General features: G+C 63.2%; 16 protein-coding genes. 15 read left to right on the forward strand and 1 reads right to left on the reverse strand.

The genetic code is table 11. The annotated features are described in order from the left end of the window. Window positions 1-71 precede the first annotated feature (71 nt). The 5 genes from tsaD to IB263_RS17890 are packed head-to-tail and all read left to right on the forward strand — an operon-like array spanning window position 72 to window position 3,691. On the forward strand, window positions 72-1,166 hold the full coding sequence (gene tsaD / locus IB263_RS17870; RefSeq protein ID WP_112976118.1) for a tRNA (adenosine(37)-N6)-threonylcarbamoyltransferase complex transferase subunit TsaD: 1,095 nt from the start codon (window positions 72-74) through the stop codon (window positions 1,164-1,166). A gap of 26 nt (window positions 1,167-1,192) precedes the next feature. Further along, window positions 1,193-2,194 (forward strand): NAD(P)H-dependent glycerol-3-phosphate dehydrogenase, encoded by a 1,002-nt coding sequence (locus IB263_RS17875; protein ID WP_113294577.1) that lies wholly within the window; start codon window positions 1,193-1,195, stop codon window positions 2,192-2,194. A 56-nt stretch (window positions 2,195-2,250) separates the two neighbouring features. Beyond that, complete coding sequence (locus IB263_RS17880; protein ID WP_192438785.1) at window positions 2,251-2,544, forward strand: YciI-like protein; 294 nt, start codon at window positions 2,251-2,253, stop codon at window positions 2,542-2,544. A gap of 7 nt (window positions 2,545-2,551) precedes the next feature. After that, window positions 2,552-2,983, forward strand: coding sequence for an EVE domain-containing protein (locus IB263_RS17885; protein ID WP_034802584.1), 432 nt, complete (start codon window positions 2,552-2,554; stop codon window positions 2,981-2,983). Window positions 2,984-3,031: 48 nt separating this feature from the next. Continuing rightward, window positions 3,032-3,691: a methyltransferase gene (locus tag IB263_RS17890; RefSeq protein WP_192438786.1), complete on the forward strand. Its 660-nt coding sequence runs from the start codon at window positions 3,032-3,034 to the stop codon at window positions 3,689-3,691. 75 nt (window positions 3,692-3,766) lie between these two features. Here the strand turns inward: IB263_RS17890 and IB263_RS17895 are convergent, their stop codons facing one another. Beyond that, window positions 3,767-4,588: a hypothetical protein gene (locus IB263_RS17895; RefSeq protein WP_192438787.1), complete on the reverse strand. Its 822-nt coding sequence runs from the start codon at window positions 4,586-4,588 to the stop codon at window positions 3,767-3,769. Between the two features lie 305 nt (window positions 4,589-4,893). Here IB263_RS17895 and sdhC point away from each other — a divergent pair, with 305 nt between their 5' ends. The 10 genes from sdhC to IB263_RS17945 all read left to right on the forward strand — a co-directional run bounded on the left by sdhC (window position 4,894) and on the right by IB263_RS17945 (window position 17,004). After that, on the forward strand, window positions 4,894-5,286 hold the full coding sequence (gene sdhC, locus IB263_RS17900; RefSeq protein WP_034802580.1) for a succinate dehydrogenase, cytochrome b556 subunit: 393 nt from the start codon (window positions 4,894-4,896) through the stop codon (window positions 5,284-5,286). 16 nt (window positions 5,287-5,302) lie between these two features. Continuing rightward, entirely contained in the window at window positions 5,303-5,683 is a 381-nt protein-coding gene (sdhD, locus tag IB263_RS17905) for a succinate dehydrogenase, hydrophobic membrane anchor protein (RefSeq protein ID WP_034802578.1), read from the forward strand. 7 nt (window positions 5,684-5,690) lie between these two features. Continuing rightward, window positions 5,691-7,532, forward strand: a complete 1,842-nt coding sequence (gene sdhA, locus IB263_RS17910) for a succinate dehydrogenase flavoprotein subunit (protein ID WP_060521403.1) — start codon at window positions 5,691-5,693, stop codon at window positions 7,530-7,532. An 18-nt stretch (window positions 7,533-7,550) separates the two neighbouring features. After that, complete coding sequence (locus IB263_RS17915; RefSeq protein ID WP_034802573.1) at window positions 7,551-8,330, forward strand: succinate dehydrogenase iron-sulfur subunit; 780 nt, start codon at window positions 7,551-7,553, stop codon at window positions 8,328-8,330. Between the two features lie 299 nt (window positions 8,331-8,629). Continuing rightward, a complete protein-coding gene (locus IB263_RS17920; RefSeq protein ID WP_034802570.1) occupies window positions 8,630-9,178 on the forward strand; it encodes a protease inhibitor Inh/omp19 family protein in 549 nt (182 codons plus the stop codon). A 59-nt stretch (window positions 9,179-9,237) separates the two neighbouring features. After that, entirely contained in the window at window positions 9,238-10,392 is a 1,155-nt protein-coding gene (gene zapE / locus IB263_RS17925) for a cell division protein ZapE (protein ID WP_034802567.1), read from the forward strand. A 183-nt stretch (window positions 10,393-10,575) separates the two neighbouring features. Continuing rightward, a complete protein-coding gene (mdh, locus tag IB263_RS17930; protein ID WP_034802565.1) occupies window positions 10,576-11,541 on the forward strand; it encodes a malate dehydrogenase in 966 nt (321 codons plus the stop codon). 108 nt (window positions 11,542-11,649) lie between these two features. Further along, window positions 11,650-12,843, forward strand: coding sequence for an ADP-forming succinate--CoA ligase subunit beta (gene sucC / locus IB263_RS17935; protein WP_034802562.1), 1,194 nt, complete (start codon window positions 11,650-11,652; stop codon window positions 12,841-12,843). 17 nt (window positions 12,844-12,860) lie between these two features. Further along, window positions 12,861-13,763, forward strand: coding sequence for a succinate--CoA ligase subunit alpha (gene sucD, locus IB263_RS17940; protein ID WP_034802559.1), 903 nt, complete (start codon window positions 12,861-12,863; stop codon window positions 13,761-13,763). Between the two features lie 244 nt (window positions 13,764-14,007). Continuing rightward, complete coding sequence (locus IB263_RS17945) at window positions 14,008-17,004, forward strand: 2-oxoglutarate dehydrogenase E1 component (RefSeq protein WP_034802556.1); 2,997 nt, start codon at window positions 14,008-14,010, stop codon at window positions 17,002-17,004. Window positions 17,005-17,006 lie beyond the last annotated feature (2 nt).

Below are 17,006 nucleotides of genomic sequence, written 5' to 3' on the forward strand. Positions count from 1 at the left end.
AGGCTATCCATTGTTACCGGAGTTCCGTGTACCCACCTTTCGGTGCGACCGCAATCTTTGAGTAGTTCCCGATGTCTCCGCCCCTGCGCATCCTCGGCATAGAAACAAGCTGCGACGAAACCGCCGCTTCCGTCATTTTGCGCGATTCCGGCGGTAAGGGCCATATCCTCGGCGACGTGGTCTTAAGCCAACTGGAAGAGCACAGCGCCTATGGCGGCGTGGTTCCAGAGATCGCGGCGCGCGCCCATGTCGAGGCGCTCGACACGCTGATCGAGGAAGCGCTGCTCAGGGCCGGCGTCACGCTTTCCGACATCGACGCCATTGCTGCGACAAGTGGTCCCGGTCTGATCGGCGGCCTGATCGTCGGGCTGATGACCGGCAAGGCGATCGCGCGCGCAACCGGCAAGCCACTCTATGCCGTCAATCACCTCGAAGGCCACGCGCTGACCGCGCGGCTGACCGATGGGCTCTCCTTTCCCTATCTGATGCTGCTCGTTTCCGGCGGTCACACGCAACTGATCCTCGTCAAGGGCGTCGGCGAATACGAACGCTGGGGCACGACGATCGACGATGCGCTCGGCGAAGCCTTCGACAAAACGGCCAAGCTGCTCGGCCTCCCGTATCCGGGTGGTCCGGCGGTCGAGCGGGCAGCACTTGCCGGCGATCCGCAGCGTTTCGATTTTCCGCGACCGCTCGTCGGTGACGCCAGGCTCGATTTTTCCTTTTCGGGATTGAAGACGGCGGTGCGCCAGGTGGCGCAATCGCTGGAGCCGGTAACGGAGCAGGACATCGCCGATATCTGCGCCTCGTTCCAGCGGGCGATTTCCCGCACGCTCAAGGATCGGGTCGGGCGCGGCCTGAAGCGCTTCAAGGCGGAGCATGGCAGTGTGGCGCGCCCGGCGCTGGTGGTTGCCGGCGGTGTCGCCGCCAATCAGGTGCTGCGCTCGACGCTGCAGACCTTGTGCGCGCAGTCCGGTTTCGACTTCATCGCGCCGCCGCTTTCGCTCTGCACGGACAACGCGGCAATGATCGCCTGGGCCGGTGCCGAGCGGCTGGCGGCAGGCATGGCGGCCGACGGCCTCGATGTCGCGCCGCGCTCGCGCTGGCCGCTCGACGCCCAGGCGCAGGCGCTGCTCGGTTCGGGCAAACGCGGCGCCAAGGCGTGACAAGATCTAAAGCATACGGATAGAGCATGAACGACATTTCCAAGAACGGGCCGAAGATCGTCGTGGTCGGCGCAGGCGCCTTTGGCACCGCGCTCGCCGCGGTTGCCGCCTCGACCGAAGGCAGCGACGTGACGCTGCTTGCCCGTCGTCCGGAGATTGCCGAATCCTGCCGCGACACCGGCCGCAATGAGGACGCCCTGCCGGGCATCGACCTGCCGCCGGCGCTGAAACATACGGCCGATGTCTCGGTTCTTGCCGATGCCGAGGTCGTGCTCTTCGTGATGCCGTCGCAGGCGCATAGGGATGCGGCGCGCCAGTATGGTCCTCATATCAATGCGGCTGCCACGATCGTCACCTGCGCCAAGGGTATGGAGCAGGCGACGGGACGGTTGCTGACCAACGTGCTGGCGGAGGAATTGCCCGGACGTTCGATCGGCGTGCTCTCGGGTCCCGGTTTCGCTGCCGACATCGCCAAGGGTCTGCCGACCGCGATGGTGATTGCCGCGGCCGATGCTGCGACGGCGACGATGCTGGCCGAGGTGCTCTCGGGTCCGACCTTCCGGCTCTATCCCTCGCAGGATCGCATCGGCGTGCAGCTCGGCGGCGCGCTGAAGAATGTGCTGGCGATCGCCTGTGGCATCGTCGAGGGCGCAGGCCTTGGCGACAGCGCCCGTGCCGCGCTGATCTCGCGCGGCCTTGCGGAGATGTCGCGTTTCATTGCCGCCGAAGGCGGCGAGGCGGATACGGTGCGCGGTCTCTCCGGTCTCGGCGATCTCGTCCTGACGGCGACCAGCCACCAGTCGCGCAACCTGCGTTTCGGCATCGCGCTCGGCAAGGATGGCCGTGCCGGCGGGCGCAAGGGAGAACTGGTCGAAGGCGCGTTCGCCGCATCGGTTGCTGCCCGCGTCGCCCATGATCTCGGCGTCGAAATGCCGATCACCGAAGCGGTGGCGGCGATCATCGACGGCAAGCTCGATGTCCGCACCGCGCTCGAACAGTTGATGACCCGCCCGATCACCCAGGAATGAAGGGAGCGGCGATCTTCCGCCCGCATCCCGCACCAACGAAAACTCTAGGAGGAAGCATGCTCTTCGCACTTCATTGCACCGACAAGCCAGGCGCGCTGCAGCTTCGGCTCGATACCCGCCCCGATCACGTCGCCTATCTCAACGATCTTAACGCCAAGGGCATTTTGAAGATGGCCGGTCCGTTCCTCGGCGACGACGGCAAGCCGACCGGTAGCCTGGTGCTCGTCAAGGCGGAGACGATCGACGAGGCGCGTGCGATCGCCGAAGCCGATCCCTATGCCAAGGCCGGGCTCTTTTCCAATATCGAGATCAAGGCCTTCAACTGGGTCTTCAACAATCCGGAGGCTTGAGACCAAGATGGCGCATTGGCTCTACAAATCCGAACCGTTCAAATGGTCCTGGCAGATGCAGAAGGATGCCGGCGCCAAGGGCACCGAATGGACCGGCGTGCGCAACTATCAGGCGCGCAACAACATGCGGGCGATGCAGATCGGCGACAAGGGCTTCTTCTACCACTCGAACGAAGGACTTGAGATCGTCGGCATCGCCGAGGTCTGCGCGCTGTCGCATCCGGATTCGACCGCCGAGGGTGACGCCCGCTGGGACTGCGTCGATATCCGCGCGGTTGCCGACATGCCGCGGCCGGTGACGCTGAAGGAGATCAAGGACAATCCGAAGCTCGCCAAGATGTCGCTCGTCACCTCCATGCGCCTGTCGGTGCAGCCGGTGACCGAGGACGAATGGCTCGAGGTCTGCCGCATGGGCGGGCTCGACAATCCGCCGCGCTAGTCTTGTTTTCCGCCTGTCCGGGACGCTCGGGCAGGCGCGGAGAGTTTTGTGAAGACCGATCCGGAAAGCTTCATCCTCGAAAACACCGATGTGCTCACGCCGCTGCATGTGCCGGAGATCCGTCTGCATCTGGCGACCGAAGCGCATGAGCTCTGGCTGAAGACCGAGGAAGAGTTGCAGGAGATCGGCCTGCCGCCGCCGTTCTGGGCCTTCGCCTGGGCCGGCGGGCAGGGGCTCGCCCGCTACATCCTCGATCACCCCGAAGCGGTGCGCGGCCGCCGTGTCGTCGACTTTGCCTCCGGTTCGGGTCTGGTGGCGATCGCGGCGATGAAGGCGGGTGCAGTATCGGTGCTGGCCGCCGATATCGACCCCTGGGCGGAAACGGCCGTCCGGCTCAATGCCGCACTCAACGGGGTCACGCTTTCCTATACCGGCGAGGACATCACTGGCCGCGATCTTGAAGCCGAGGTCTATCTCGCCGGCGACGTCTTCTACGACAAGGCTTTTGCCGACCGGTTGAAACCGTGGTTTTCGGGACTTGCCGCGAACGGCGCCTCGGTGATCGTCGGCGATCCCGGACGTTCCTATTGCCCGCGCGAGCTGATGACGGCGCTTGCCACCTACGAGGTTCCCGTCACCCGGGCGCTGGAGGACAGCGAGGTCAAGCGCACCACCGTCTGGCGCTTCGGCACCACCTCCTGCAATTGACGATGCCTGCACTTCCGACGATGCGCCCGACATTGAAGCTGTTGGCCTGACGGGCTGATATCGCTGTAGCCGCGATTACCGGCGGATGACGCAGACGCCGTGTTCGTAGGCGCAGGAACCGTTCATGGTCTGTGGCGTGACGTTGATGATCTTGCCGCGTTTCGCCTCGGGCGGCGGCGCAATGTCTGCCTCATCCGCATAGCCGTAGTCGCCTTCCTGGCTGAAATAGATGCCATTGCCGACGTCGACATAGGCCGAAATGCCGCCGACATAGGTGCCGATACCAGGAATGATGTCCGGATATTCATCACCGCCATAATAGCTCGGGCGATAGTCTCGGCCTTGGTTGCTCGATGTCCAGATCTCGCGCCCGGCCTGATCGCGCCCCCATCCGCCGCCATTGCCCCACCGCTCGGGATAGGCCCGATATTGCGGCAGGCGGACATGGCGGGTGCGGGTCGAGACCTGCGGCGGCACGTCATAGATGCCTGGGCGACCGTCGTGCCTGCGGGCGTCGGATGTCCAGTAGTCGCGACCGGCTCCGTCGCGCACCCATCCGCCACGCTGCTCCGACCGTCCGGCATAAGCGCCGGGGTAGGGGCGGTAGCGCGGCAGGCGAACGTGCCGCGTGCGCGTGTTCACTTCCGGCGGGCCACCGTTGGACGCCCAGTCGCGGCGCGGTCCTCGATGGCGGCCCCAGTCGCTGCGATAACCCATGCGATCGAAATCGTGACGAGGATAGAGACGATCGGCATTCATCCTGACATGGCGTGTTCGCGTCTGCGCCTCCGGCAGTCCGCCCCGGTCTCGAGCTTCCATCGGAATGTAGCTGGTGGCGATGACCAGGCCGGCAAGCGCCAGCACTTTGGTCGCATGGATTGCCCTGAACAGAATCATTCTGCCCGCCCTCCGGGTGACGCTTAACAAATCGTTAAGAGCACTCTGGGCCAGATCGTCGGGAAAGTCACGGAATTGCTTGGCTTTTTGTCGCTATCGTTAACGCCGGCCCATGTCTCCGGCTGGCAGGAAAATGGCGCAATTCGTCTAATCGATTAAATTGATTTTGCACCGCAAACACACTTGTCGTTAAGCTTTATGGTGATTAAAGGTCCGAATGACTGAATTGCGCACAATCAGGTGCGATACCGGACTAAAATCGTCCAGTTTTTTGGGCGGAAATCCGGGCATTCCGTGAGGTTCCGATGACGAATGTCACAAGAAGCCGGCCACTCTCGCCGCATCTTCAAATCTATAAACCTATCCCGACGATGGTCATGTCCATTGTGCACCGCATCACCGGTGGTGCGCTCTACTTCGGGACCATCCTCGTCGCCTGGTGGCTGATCGCCGCTGCGTCGGGTGCTGCCTATTACGACTGGGTCAGTTGGCTGTTCGGTACGCTGATCGGCAAGCTGGTGCTGTTCGGCTATACCTGGGCCCTGGTGCACCACATGCTCGGCGGCTTGCGCCACTTTGCCTGGGATCTCGGCTACGGCTACGAGAAGCACTTCGCCACCAAGATGGCCAAGGCAACGATCATCGGTTCGGTGGCGCTGACGCTGCTGATCTGGGTGGTCGGCTATCTCGTTCGCTGACTGAGGGAGAATACTCATGGATATGCGCACTCCTCTCGGCAAGGTTCGCGGTCTTGGCTCGGCCAAGGAAGGCACGGACCATTTCTGGCGCCAGCGCCTGACGGCCGTCGCCAACGTTCCGCTGTTGATCTTCTTCGTCATCTTTCTCGTTCGCTACGCAGGCGCGCCCTATGCGGATGTCGTCGCCGCGCTGGCGAACCCCTTCGTCGCCGTCGTCATGGCGCTCGTCGTGCTCTCGGGCCTCGTTCACATGCGGCTCGGCATGCAGGTGATCATCGAAGACTACGTGCATGGCGAAGGCATGAAGATCGTGCTTCTCATGCTCAATACATTTTTCACGATCGCGGTTGGCGGGCTCTGTCTCTTCGCCATCCTGAAGATCGCTTTTGCAGGGTAATTTCGCCATGGCATCGAACAGTTCACCCGCTGCAAACGGCAAGGCCTATCAATATGTCGACCACGCCTTCGACGTCGTCGTCGTCGGCGCGGGCGGTGCGGGCTTGCGCGCGACGCTCGGCATGGCCGAGCAGGGTCTGAAGACCGCCTGCATCACCAAGGTCTTCCCGACCCGCTCGCACACGGTTGCCGCCCAGGGCGGCATTGCCGCCTCGCTGCAGAACATGACGCCGGACAGCTGGCAGTGGCACCTCTACGACACCGTCAAGGGTTCCGACTGGCTCGGCGACGTCGACGCCATGCAGTATCTCGCCATGGAAGCGCCGAAGGCGGTCTATGAGCTCGAGCACTATGGTGTGCCGTTCTCGCGTAACGCCGAAGGCAAGATCTATCAGCGACCCTTCGGCGGCCACATGCAGAACTACGGCGAAGGCCCGCCGGTCCAGCGCACCTGTGCTGCTGCCGACCGTACCGGCCACGCGATCCTGCACACGCTCTATGGTCAGTCTCTGCGCAACAACGCCGAGTTCTTCATCGAGTATTTCGCGCTCGACCTGATCATGTCGGATGACGGCCGCTGCACCGGCGTCGTCGCCTGGAACCTCGACGACGGCACGATCCATCGCTTCTCCGCCAAGATGGTGGTGCTGGCGACCGGCGGTTACGGCCGCGCCTATTTCTCGGCGACCTCGGCGCACACCTGCACGGGCGACGGCGGCGGCATGATTGCACGCGCCGGCCTGCCGCTGCAGGACATGGAATTCGTCCAGTTCCATCCGACCGGCATCTACGGTGCGGGCTGCCTGATCACCGAAGGCGCACGCGGCGAAGGCGGCTACCTCGTCAACTCCGAAGGCGAGCGCTTCATGGAGCGCTATGCGCCGTCCGCCAAGGACCTTGCCTCGCGTGACGTCGTCTCGCGCTGCATGACGATGGAAATCCGCGAAGGCCGCGGCGTCGGCAAGAACAAGGATCACATCTTCCTGCACCTGGATCACCTCGATCCGGCCGTCCTGCACGAGCGCCTGCCGGGCATCTCGGAATCGGCGAAGATCTTTGCCGGTGTCGACGTGACCCGCGAGCCGATCCCGGTTCTGCCGACGGTGCACTACAACATGGGCGGCGTGCCGACCAACTACTGGGGCGAAGTCCTGAATGCTGACAGCCAGAACCCGGAGCGCATTGCGCCCGGCCTGATGGCCGTCGGCGAAGCCGGCTGCGCCTCGGTACACGGCGCCAATCGCCTCGGCTCCAACTCGCTGATCGATCTCGTGGTCTTCGGCCGTGCCGCCGCCATCCGCGCCGGCCAGGTCATCGACCGCAACGAGCCGGTGCCGGAACTCAACAAGGCCGCCTGCGACCGGATCATGGACCGCTTCGACCGCCTGCGTAACGCCAATGGCTCCACGCCGACCGCCGTGCTGCGCGAAAAGATGCAGCGCGCCATGCAGGAAGACGCGGCCGTGTTCCGTACCCAGGAATCGCTGGAATCGGGCTGCAAGCGCATTTCGGCGATCTGGAAGGAGATGCCCGACATCAAGGTCACCGACCGCTCGATGATCTGGAACTCGGACCTCGTCGAGACGCTGGAACTCGAAAACCTCATGGCCAACGCCATCACGACGATCTACGGCGCCGAAGCGCGCAAGGAGAGCCGTGGTTCGCACGCCCGCGAGGACTACACCGAGGGTCCGCTCGGCGGCCGCGACGACGTCAACTGGCGCAAGCACACGCTCGCCTGGGTCAACGAGGCCGGCGACGTCAAGCTCGACTACCGCCCCGTCCATACCGACCTGATCGCCGACGGCATCGATCCCAAGAAGATCGAGCCGAAGGCCCGCGTCTATTGATCTTGAGGAACAAGCCACATGGTTGAACTCGCTCTCCCCAAGAACTCGCAGATGACGGAAGGCAAGGTCTGGCCGAAGCCTGCCGGCGCGACCAACGTTCGCGAATACCGCATCTATCGCTGGAACCCGGATGACGGTGCCAATCCGCGCATCGATACCTTCTACATCGATGTCGACGATTGCGGCCCGATGGTGCTCGACGGTCTGCTCTACATCAAGAACAAGATCGACCCGACGCTGACGCTGCGCCGCTCCTGCCGCGAAGGCATCTGCGGGTCGTGCGCCATGAACATCGACGGCACCAACACGCTCGCCTGCACCAAGGGCATGGACGAGGTGAAGGGTGCGGTAAAGGTCTATCCGCTGCCGCACATGCCGGTCGTGAAGGACCTGGTTCCTGACCTCACCAACTTCTACGCCCAGCACCGCTCGATCGAGCCCTGGCTGAAGACGGTATCGCCGACGCCGGCCAAGGAATGGAAGCAGAGCCACGAGGACCGCCTCAAGCTCGACGGCCTCTACGAGTGCATCCTGTGCGCCTGCTGCTCGACCTCCTGTCCGAGCTATTGGTGGAACGGCGACCGTTACCTCGGTCCGGCGGTTCTGCTGCAGGCCTACCGCTGGCTGATCGATAGCCGCGACGAAGCGACCGGCGAGCGCCTCGACAACCTCGAGGATCCCTTCCGCCTCTATCGTTGCCACACGATCATGAACTGCGCCCAGGCCTGTCCGAAGGGCCTGAACCCGGCCAAGGCGATCGGCGAGATCAAGAAGATGCTGGTCGAGCGCCGTGTGTAATCGGCCGGACCGGACATGAAGTTTTGGAAACGGCGGGCCCTGGCTCGCCGTTTTCTGTTTTGCGCCTCTCCAGGGCGGCGGACAATTCGTGATTGTGCCGATGCGGGAGAGGCGGGCCGACGGCAGGAGGCGATGATACGCAGCGAGGACGTGGCGCGCGATCCGGCCCTGCGGACGTTTCAATCCTGCAACAGGTCGCCAGGAATCGTCGTCCCTTGATTTGTCAGGTGGATTTGCTGTATTTCGGCCTATATTATCGCGTTGCATCATGGTTCGCGGACACGAACAGGAGTAGGGATATGCGGGTAATTCATGCGGCGGCGGGGCTGGCGGTTGTGCTTGCGCTGGCCGGATGCCAACGGACGTCGATGGGCGGTTTCAGCTCCCAGGACGCCTCGCCCGCTCCCATCCAGGCCGCACCGGTCCCTTCGGTTTCGTCGAACCAGCTTCCGGCACCAACCGGAAACACGTCGCAATTCCCGGCTGCACCGGCGAGCGGCACGGCGGTTGCCGGCGGCGCTGTCCAGCAGCCCGGCACGCAGGTCGCCGCGGCTGCAGGTGGCGGGCTCGACGTCACCAAGGAAGCGATGGTTGGCAACTGGCGCGTCTCCAGCGCCGGCAGCTCCTGCGACATGTTCCTGACGCTCACCAATCTTGGTTCTGGTTCGCGCGGCGGCACCCGCGGTTGCGCCGGCGAGCTGACGACCATGGGCTCCTGGGAAGTGGCCGGCAAGCAGGTGGTCCTCAAGGACCGCAGCGGCAATGCCATCGCCCGCCTCTACAAGACGGCCGACGCGCGTTTCGACGGCTCGACCAATGGCGGCCAGCCAGTCAGCCTCAGCCGCTGACGCTTCTCCAGCCCGGTCTCGTGCCGGGCTTTTGTTTTCCGTCCCATCTCGGGTGAGACGTGCTCAATCCTGACGACAGCATTTACCGCAAGCTCGAAGCGCTCGTCGCGAACGGCGAGCGCAAGCGTGACCCGGCGCAGTTTACGATCGCGCGGCGGTTCGATCATCTCTCGGCCGAGCTGCTCGCCAGCCGCCCGTCGCGCAAGACCAATGCGCTCGGCTGGCTGTTTGCCTCGCGCAAGAAGGACCATCCGCCGGTCAAGGGTCTCTACATCCACGGCGGCGTGGGGCGCGGCAAGACCATGCTGATGGACATGTTCTTCGAGGCGGTGCCGATCCAGCGCAAGCGCCGGGCGCATTTCCACGAGTTCATGGCCGATGTGCACGAGCGCATCTACAAGCACCGGCAGAAGCTGAAGAACGGCGAGACCAAGCAGGCCGATCCGATCCCGCCCGTCGCCTCCGAGCTCTTCGGTGAAGCGCGGCTGCTCTGCTTCGACGAATTCTCCGTGACCGACATCGCCGATGCGATGATCCTCGGCCGCCTGTTCGGCGAACTCTTCGCCAAGGGCTGCGTGCTGGTTGCCACCTCGAACGTGGCGCCCGACGATCTCTATCGCGATGGCCTCAACCGCAGCCTGTTTTTGCCGTTCATCGAACTCCTTAAGGCAAATGCCGAGGTTATCTCGCTGGACACGGACACCGACTACCGGCTGACGAAGACCGACGGCAGCCCGGTGTGGCTCTCGCCGCTCGGGCCTGAGGCGGATGCGGCGATGGCGCGCGCCTGGGCCCATGAGACCCGCAATGCGCCGGCCGCTCCGGCGGACGTGCCGCGTAAGGGGCGCAAGATCCCCGTACCGGCCGCGTCCGGAAAGAGTGCCCGCTTCAATTTCGCCGACCTCTGCCAGCAACCGCTTGGGGCTGCCGATTATCTCGCCATCCTCGAGCGCTATTCGACGATCTTCGTCGACCACGTACCGCATCTCGGTCCGCATATGCGCAACGAGACCAAGCGCTTCATCCTGCTGGTCGATACGCTCTACGACAACGGCGCCCGGCTCTTTGCCTCGGCGGCGGCAGAGCCGCAGGATCTTTTGACCCAGAAAAAGGGCACGGAAGGCTTCGAGTTCGACCGCACGGTTTCACGTCTGATCGAGATGCAAAGCGAGGAATATGCCGCTGCGCATCCCGCAAATGTTGCTGTTTCGTGACGCAGATGTGGCGCAAACTCTTACGTTTACGTAAGAATTTTATGATCTAACCGATTGAAATTGTTCCACCAAAAAGTATCGATTGATATTTTACCGATTGCCGTTTAATGGCTTCCGGCGAAGGTTTGGCGTTTGCCGCGTTTCAGGCCTTGATCATATTGGGATCACAAAGGAAGCACTTTCATGGCTCGCAACAAGATCGCACTTATCGGTTCAGGGATGATTGGTGGCACGCTGGCGCATCTCGCCGGCCTGAAGGAACTGGGCGACATCGTCCTCTTCGACATCGCCGACGGCATTCCGCAGGGCAAGGGTCTCGACATCGGCCAGTCCTCCCCGGTCGAAGGCTTCGACGTGAACCTGACGGGTGCGAGCGACTATTCCGCCATCGAAGGCGCTGATGTCTGCATCGTCACCGCCGGCGTCGCTCGCAAGCCGGGCATGAGCCGCGACGACCTGCTCGGCATCAACCTCAAGGTCATGGAACAGGTCGGCGCCGGCATCAAGAAGTATGCCCCGAACGCCTTCGTCATCTGCATCACCAACCCGCTCGACGCCATGGTGTGGGCGCTGCAGAAGTTCTCGGGCCTGCCGAAGAACAAGGTCGTCGGCATGGCCGGCGTTCTCGATAGTTCGCGCTTCCGCCTGTTCCTCTCGCAGGAATTCAACGTCTCGGTCCAGGACGTCACCGCCTTCGTTCTCGGCGGCCACGGCGACACCATGGTGCCGCTCGCCCGTTACTCGACCGTTGCCGGCATCCCGCTGACCGACCTCGTGCAGATGGGCTGGGTCACCAAGGAACGCCTCGAAGAAATCATCCAGCGCACCCGTGACGGCGGCGCCGAAATCGTCGGCCTGCTCAAGACCGGTTCGGCCTACTACGCACCGGCCGCCTCGGCGATCGAAATGGCTGAAGCTTACCTCAAGGACAAGAAGCGCGTTCTGCCCTGCGCGGCACACCTGACCGGCCAGTACGGCGTCAAGGACATGTATGTCGGCGTTCCGACCGTTATCGGCGCCGGCGGCGTCGAGCGCATCATCGAGATCGATCTCAACAAGGCCGAGAAGGAAGCGTTCGACAAGTCCGTTGCTTCGGTCGCCGGTCTTTGCGAAGCCTGCATCGGCATTGCGCCGAGCCTCAAGCAGTAATCGCCTCCCGTCGGGCGGACGCTGATCCGCTCGACCTCATTGTTTTTGCCGCATTGGTGCGGGTAGGTGCCCCACCTGCCCGCACAATGCTCAGACAGGAAAAACACCATGAACATTCATGAATATCAGGCCAAGGCTCTCCTGAAGAGCTATGGCGCACCGGTCGCGGAAGGTGTCGCGATCTTCTCGGCTGACGAAGCTGAAGCTGCTGCCAAGTCGCTCCCGGGCCCGCTCTACGTGGTCAAGAGCCAGATCCATGCGGGCGGCCGCGGCAAGGGCAAGTTCAAGGAACTGTCCGCCGACGCCAAGGGCGGCGTTCGTCTTGCCTTCTCGATCGACGAAGCCAAGGCCCATGCCAAGGAAATGCTCGGCAACACGCTCGTTACTGCCCAGACCGGCCCGGCCGGCAAGCAGGTGAACCGCCTCTACATCGAGGACGGCGCCGACATCGACCGCGAACTGTATCTATCGCTGCTCGTCGACCGCTCGGTCGGCCAGGTTGCCTTCGTCGTTTCGACGGAAGGCGGCATGGACATCGAGGCTGTTGCGCACGACACGCCGGAAAAGATCGTCAACGTAGCGATCAACCCGGAAGCCGGCGTCACCGCCGCTGATCTTGCCAAGCTCACCGCGGCCCTGAAGCTTGAAGGCGAAGCCAAGGCTGACGCTGAAAAGCTCTTCCCGATCCTCTACAAGGCCTTTGTCGAGAAGGACATGAGCCTGCTCGAGATCAACCCGCTGATCGTCATGAAGAACGGCCGCATGCGCGTTCTCGACGCCAAGGTCTCGTTCGACGGCAACGCGCTCTTCCGCCACGACGACATCAAGGCTCTGCGCGACGAGACCGAAGAAGACGCCAAGGAAATCGAGGCCTCGAAGTGGGATCTCGCCTATGTCGCGCTCGACGGCAACATCGGCTGCATGGTCAACGGCGCCGGCCTTGCCATGGCGACGATGGACATCATCAAGCTCTACGGCAAGGAGCCGGCGAACTTCTGTGACGTCGGCGGCGGCGCCGGCAAGGAGAAGGTTGCGGCAGCCTTCAAGATCATTACGGCCGACCCGAAGGTCGAGGGCATCCTGGTCAACATCTTCGGCGGCATCATGAAGTGCGACGTCATCGCTGAAGGCGTCGTTGCCGCCGTGCAGGAAGTCGGCCTCAAGGTTCCGCTGGTCGTTCGTCTCGAAGGCACGAATGTCGAGCTTGGCAAGAAGATCCTGAACGAATCCGGCCTGGCGATCACCGCCGCCGACGATCTGGACGATGCTGCCAAGAAGATCGTCGCCGCGATCAACGGCTAACTGAAGGACCAGACCACATGTCGATTCTCGTCAACAAGAACACCAAGGTCCTCGTTCAGGGCCTGACCGGCAAGACCGGCACCTTCCATACCGAACAGGCGCTTGCCTATTACGGCACGCAGATGGTCGGCGGCATTCACCCGAAGAAGGGCGGCGAAACCTGGACCGGCTCCAAGGGCGAAAGTCTGCCGATCTTCGCCTCGGTTGCCGAAGGCCGTGAAAAGACCGGCGCGGACGCATCCGTGATCTACGTTCCGCCGGCAGGTGCCGCGGACGCGATCATCGAGGCGATCGATGCGGAAATCCCGTTCATCACCTGCATCACCGAAGGCATCCCGGTTGCCGACATGGTACGCGTCAAGGCTCGCCTCGACCGCTCCAAGTCGCGTCTGCTCGGCCCGAACTGCCCCGGTATCCTGACGCCGGAAGAATGCAAGATCGGCATCATGCCGGGCTCGATCTTCCGCAAGGGTTCGGTCGGCATCGTCTCGCGCTCCGGCACGCTGACCTATGAAGCCGTGTTCCAGACCTCCAACGAAGGCCTCGGCCAGACGACGGCCGTCGGCATCGGCGGCGACCCGGTGAAGGGCACCGAGTTCATCGACGTGCTCGAGATGTTCCTGGCGGACGAAGCCACGACCTCGATCATCATGATCGGCGAAATCGGCGGCTCGGCCGAAGAGGATGCTGCACAGTTCCTCATCGACGAAGCCAAGAAGGGCCGCAAGAAGCCGATGGCCGGTTTCATCGCGGGCCGTACCGCTCCGAAGGGCCGTACCATGGGTCACGCCGGCGCTGTCGTTTCCGGCGGCAAGGGCGATGCGGAATCCAAGATCGCTGCGATGGAGCAGGCAGGCATCCGCGTATCGCCTTCGCCGGCTCGTCTCGGCAAGACGCTGGTCGAAGTCCTCAAGGGCTGATCTCAAACCATTTGTCCGGGCCGGTCGATCCGGCCCGGACAACGTGCCTGCCGCCTGTTTCCTTGGCTGATTGAAGATCAGGACATGCGGCAATGACTGCCACGGTGACCCAGCGCGTCCTGACGATGCGCGGCGCCGTAGGAAAAAGGCCCGGCGCCCGGACGCGCCGAACGAACATGAACGACCGGGATACCCGGCAACCCAACTTCAGTCAGGAGGCGGACAGATCAGTCCGCGTGAGACCATGACAAGGCAAGAGGCCAACGAGCAATTCCAGCTCACTTCGTTTCTGGACGGCGCCAACGCCGCCTATATCGAGCAGCTCCATGCACGCTACGAGGCGGACCCGGCGTCCGTGTCGGCTGAATGGCAGGCCTTCTTCAAGGCGCTCGCCGACCGGCCGGAAGATGTGGTGAAGGCAGCCAAGGGCGCCTCCTGGAAAAAGAACAACTGGCCGATCCCGGCCAATGGCGAACTGGTCTCGGCGCTCGATGGCGACTGGGGCACGGTCGAGAAGGTCATCGAGAAGAAGGTCAAGGCGAAGGCCGAGGAAGCGGCGGCCGCCACCGGCACCGTCGCCAGCGCTGCCGACATCCACCAGGCGACGCGCGATTCCGTCCGCGCCATCATGATGATCCGCGCCTATCGCGCCCGCGGCCACCTGCATGCCAAGCTCGACCCGCTCGGCCTGGCTGCCCCGGTTGAAGACTACAACGAGCTTTCGCCCTCGAACTACGGTTTCGAGGACAAGGATCTCGACCGCAAGATCTTCATCGACAACGTGCTCGGTCTTGAATACGCGACCCTCCGTGAGATGGTCGAAATCCTCGAGCGCACCTACTGCTCGACGATCGGCGTCGAGTTCATGCACATGTCCAACCCGGAAGAGAAGGGCTGGATCCAGGAGCGCATCGAAGGTCCGGACAAGGGCGTCGACTTCACGCCTGAAGGCAAGAAGGCGATCCTGCAGAAGCTGATCGAGGCCGAAGGCTTCGAGCAGTTCATCGACGTCAAGTACAAGGGCACCAAGCGCTTCGGTCTCGACGGCGGTGAGTCGCTCATTCCGGCGCTCGAGCAGATCATCAAGCGCGGCGGCCAGGAAGGCCTCAAGGAAATCGTGCTCGGCATGGCCCATCGCGGCCGTCTGAACGTGCTTTCCCAGGTCATGGCAAAGCCGCACCGCGCCATCTTCCACGAGTTCAAGGGCGGCTCCTACGCGCCTGACGACGTCGAAGGTTCGGGCGACGTGAAGTACCACCTCGGTGCGTCTTCCGACCGCGAATTCGACGGCAACAAGGTTCACCTGTCGCTGACGGCAAACCCGTCGCACCTGGAAATCGTCAACCCTGTGGTCATGGGCAAGGCACGCGCCAAGCAGGACCAGATGGCGACCGTCTTTGAAGGCGACATCATTCCGCTGCGCGAACGCTCCAAGGTCATGCCGCTGCTGCTGCATGGTGACGCCGCTTTTGCCGGCCAGGGCGTGATTGCTGAAATCCTCGGGCTTTCCGGCCTGCGCGGTCACCGCGTTGCCGGTACGGTCCACTTCATCATCAACAACCAGATCGGCTTCACCACCAATCCGGCCTTCTCGCGCTCGTCGCCCTATCCGTCCGACGTCGCCAAGATGATCGAAGCGCCGATCTTCCACGTTAACGGCGACGATCCGGAAGCGGTTGTCTACGCGGCCAAGATCGCCACCGAATTCCGGATGAAGTTCCACAAGCCTGTCGTCATCGACATGTTCTGCTATCGCCGCTTCGGCCACAACGAAGGCGACGAGCCGGCGTTCACGCAGCCGAAGATGTACAAGGTCATCCGCGCCCACAGGACCGTCGTCCAGGTCTACTCCGACCGCCTGATCGCCGAAGGCCTGATTTCCGAAGGCGAAGTCGAGAAGATGAAGGCCGACTGGCGTGCGCATCTCGAACAGGAGTTCGAGGCCGGCCAGTCCTACAAGCCGAACAAGGCCGACTGGCTTGACGGTGTCTGGTCGGGCCTGCGCTCGGCCGACAACCAGGACGAACAGCGCCGCGGCAAGACCTCGGTGCCGATGAAGCAGTTGAAGGAAGTCGGCCGCAAAATCTCCGAGATCCCGGCTGGTTTCAGCGCGCACCGCACGATCCAGCGCTTCATGGAAAACCGCGCCAACATGATCCAGACCGGCGAGGGTGTCGACTGGGCCATGGCTGAGGCGCTCGCTTTCGGCACGCTGGTCACGGAAGGCACCAAGATCCGCCTGTCGGGTCAGGACTGCGAACGCGGCACCTTCTCGCAGCGCCACTCGGTGCTCTACGATCAGCAGTCGGAAGAGCGCTACATCCCGCTCGCAAACCTGTCGCCGACCCAGGCGCGCTACGAAGTCATCAACTCGATGCTTTCGGAAGAGGCAGTTCTCGGCTTCGAGTACGGCTACTCGCTCGCCCGTCCGAACGCGCTCACCCTCTGGGAAGCTCAGTTCGGCGACTTCGCCAACGGTGCGCAGGTCGTCTTCGACCAGTTCATCTCGTCGGGCGAACGCAAATGGCTGCGCATGTCGGGTCTCGTCTGCCTGCTGCCGCACGGCTATGAAGGCCAGGGTCCGGAGCACTCGTCTGCTCGCCTGGAACGCTTCCTGCAGCTCTGCGCGGAAGACAACATGCAGGTCGCCAACGTCACGACGCCGGCGAACTACTTCCACATCCTGCGCCGCCAGGTGAAGCGCGACTTCCGCAAGCCGCTGATCCTGATGACGCCGAAGTCGCTGCTGCGTCACAAGCGTGCGATCTCCAGCCTGTCGGAAATGGCCGGCGAGAGCTCTTTCCACCGCCTGCTGTGGGACGATGCCGAGGTGATCAAGGACGGCCCGATCAAGCTGCAGAAGGACTCGAAGATCCGTCGCGTCGTGCTCTGCTCGGGCAAGGTCTATTACGACCTGCTCGAAGAACGCGAAAAGCGCGGCATCGACGACATCTACCTGCTGCGCGTCGAACAGCTCTATCCGTTCCCGGCCAAGGCGCTCATCAACGAGCTCAGCCGCTTCCGCAACGCGGAGATGGTCTGGTGCCAGGAAGAGCCGAAGAACATGGGCGCTTGGTCGTTCATCGACCCGTACCTTGAATGGGTTCTTGCCCATATCGACGCCAAGTATCAGCGCGTGCGCTACACCGGCCGTCCGGCTGCCGCATCGCCGGCGACGGGCCTGATGTCGAAGCACCTGGCGCAGCTTGCCGCCTTCCTCGAGGACGCGCTGGGGGGCTGATG

Origin of the sequence: Ensifer sp. ENS03, assembly GCF_014852035.1 — a bacterium.
Taxonomy (GTDB): Bacteria; Pseudomonadota; Alphaproteobacteria; order Rhizobiales; family Rhizobiaceae; genus Ensifer; species Ensifer adhaerens.

Bases quoted from the DNA above. Each gene is read 5' to 3' on its own strand.
- tsaD (WP_112976118.1), top strand. From the start codon at position 72: ATGTCTCCGCCCCTGCGCATCCTCGGCATAGAAACAAGCTGCGACGAA.
- IB263_RS17875 (WP_113294577.1), top strand. From the start codon at position 1,193: ATGAACGACATTTCCAAGAACGGGCCGAAGATCGTCGTGGTCGGCGCA.
- IB263_RS17880 (WP_192438785.1), top strand. From the start codon at position 2,251: ATGCTCTTCGCACTTCATTGCACCGACAAGCCAGGCGCGCTGCAGCTT.
- IB263_RS17885 (WP_034802584.1), top strand. From the start codon at position 2,552: ATGGCGCATTGGCTCTACAAATCCGAACCGTTCAAATGGTCCTGGCAG.
- IB263_RS17895 (WP_192438787.1), bottom strand. From the start codon at position 4,588: ATGATTCTGTTCAGGGCAATCCATGCGACCAAAGTGCTGGCGCTTGCC.
- sdhC (WP_034802580.1), top strand. From the start codon at position 4,894: ATGACGAATGTCACAAGAAGCCGGCCACTCTCGCCGCATCTTCAAATC.
- sdhD (WP_034802578.1), top strand. From the start codon at position 5,303: ATGGATATGCGCACTCCTCTCGGCAAGGTTCGCGGTCTTGGCTCGGCC.
- sdhA (WP_060521403.1), top strand. From the start codon at position 5,691: ATGGCATCGAACAGTTCACCCGCTGCAAACGGCAAGGCCTATCAATAT.
- IB263_RS17915 (WP_034802573.1), top strand. From the start codon at position 7,551: ATGGTTGAACTCGCTCTCCCCAAGAACTCGCAGATGACGGAAGGCAAG.
- IB263_RS17920 (WP_034802570.1), top strand. From the start codon at position 8,630: ATGCGGGTAATTCATGCGGCGGCGGGGCTGGCGGTTGTGCTTGCGCTG.
- mdh (WP_034802565.1), top strand. From the start codon at position 10,576: ATGGCTCGCAACAAGATCGCACTTATCGGTTCAGGGATGATTGGTGGC.
- sucC (WP_034802562.1), top strand. From the start codon at position 11,650: ATGAACATTCATGAATATCAGGCCAAGGCTCTCCTGAAGAGCTATGGC.
- sucD (WP_034802559.1), top strand. From the start codon at position 12,861: ATGTCGATTCTCGTCAACAAGAACACCAAGGTCCTCGTTCAGGGCCTG.
- IB263_RS17945 (WP_034802556.1), top strand. From the start codon at position 14,008: ATGACAAGGCAAGAGGCCAACGAGCAATTCCAGCTCACTTCGTTTCTG.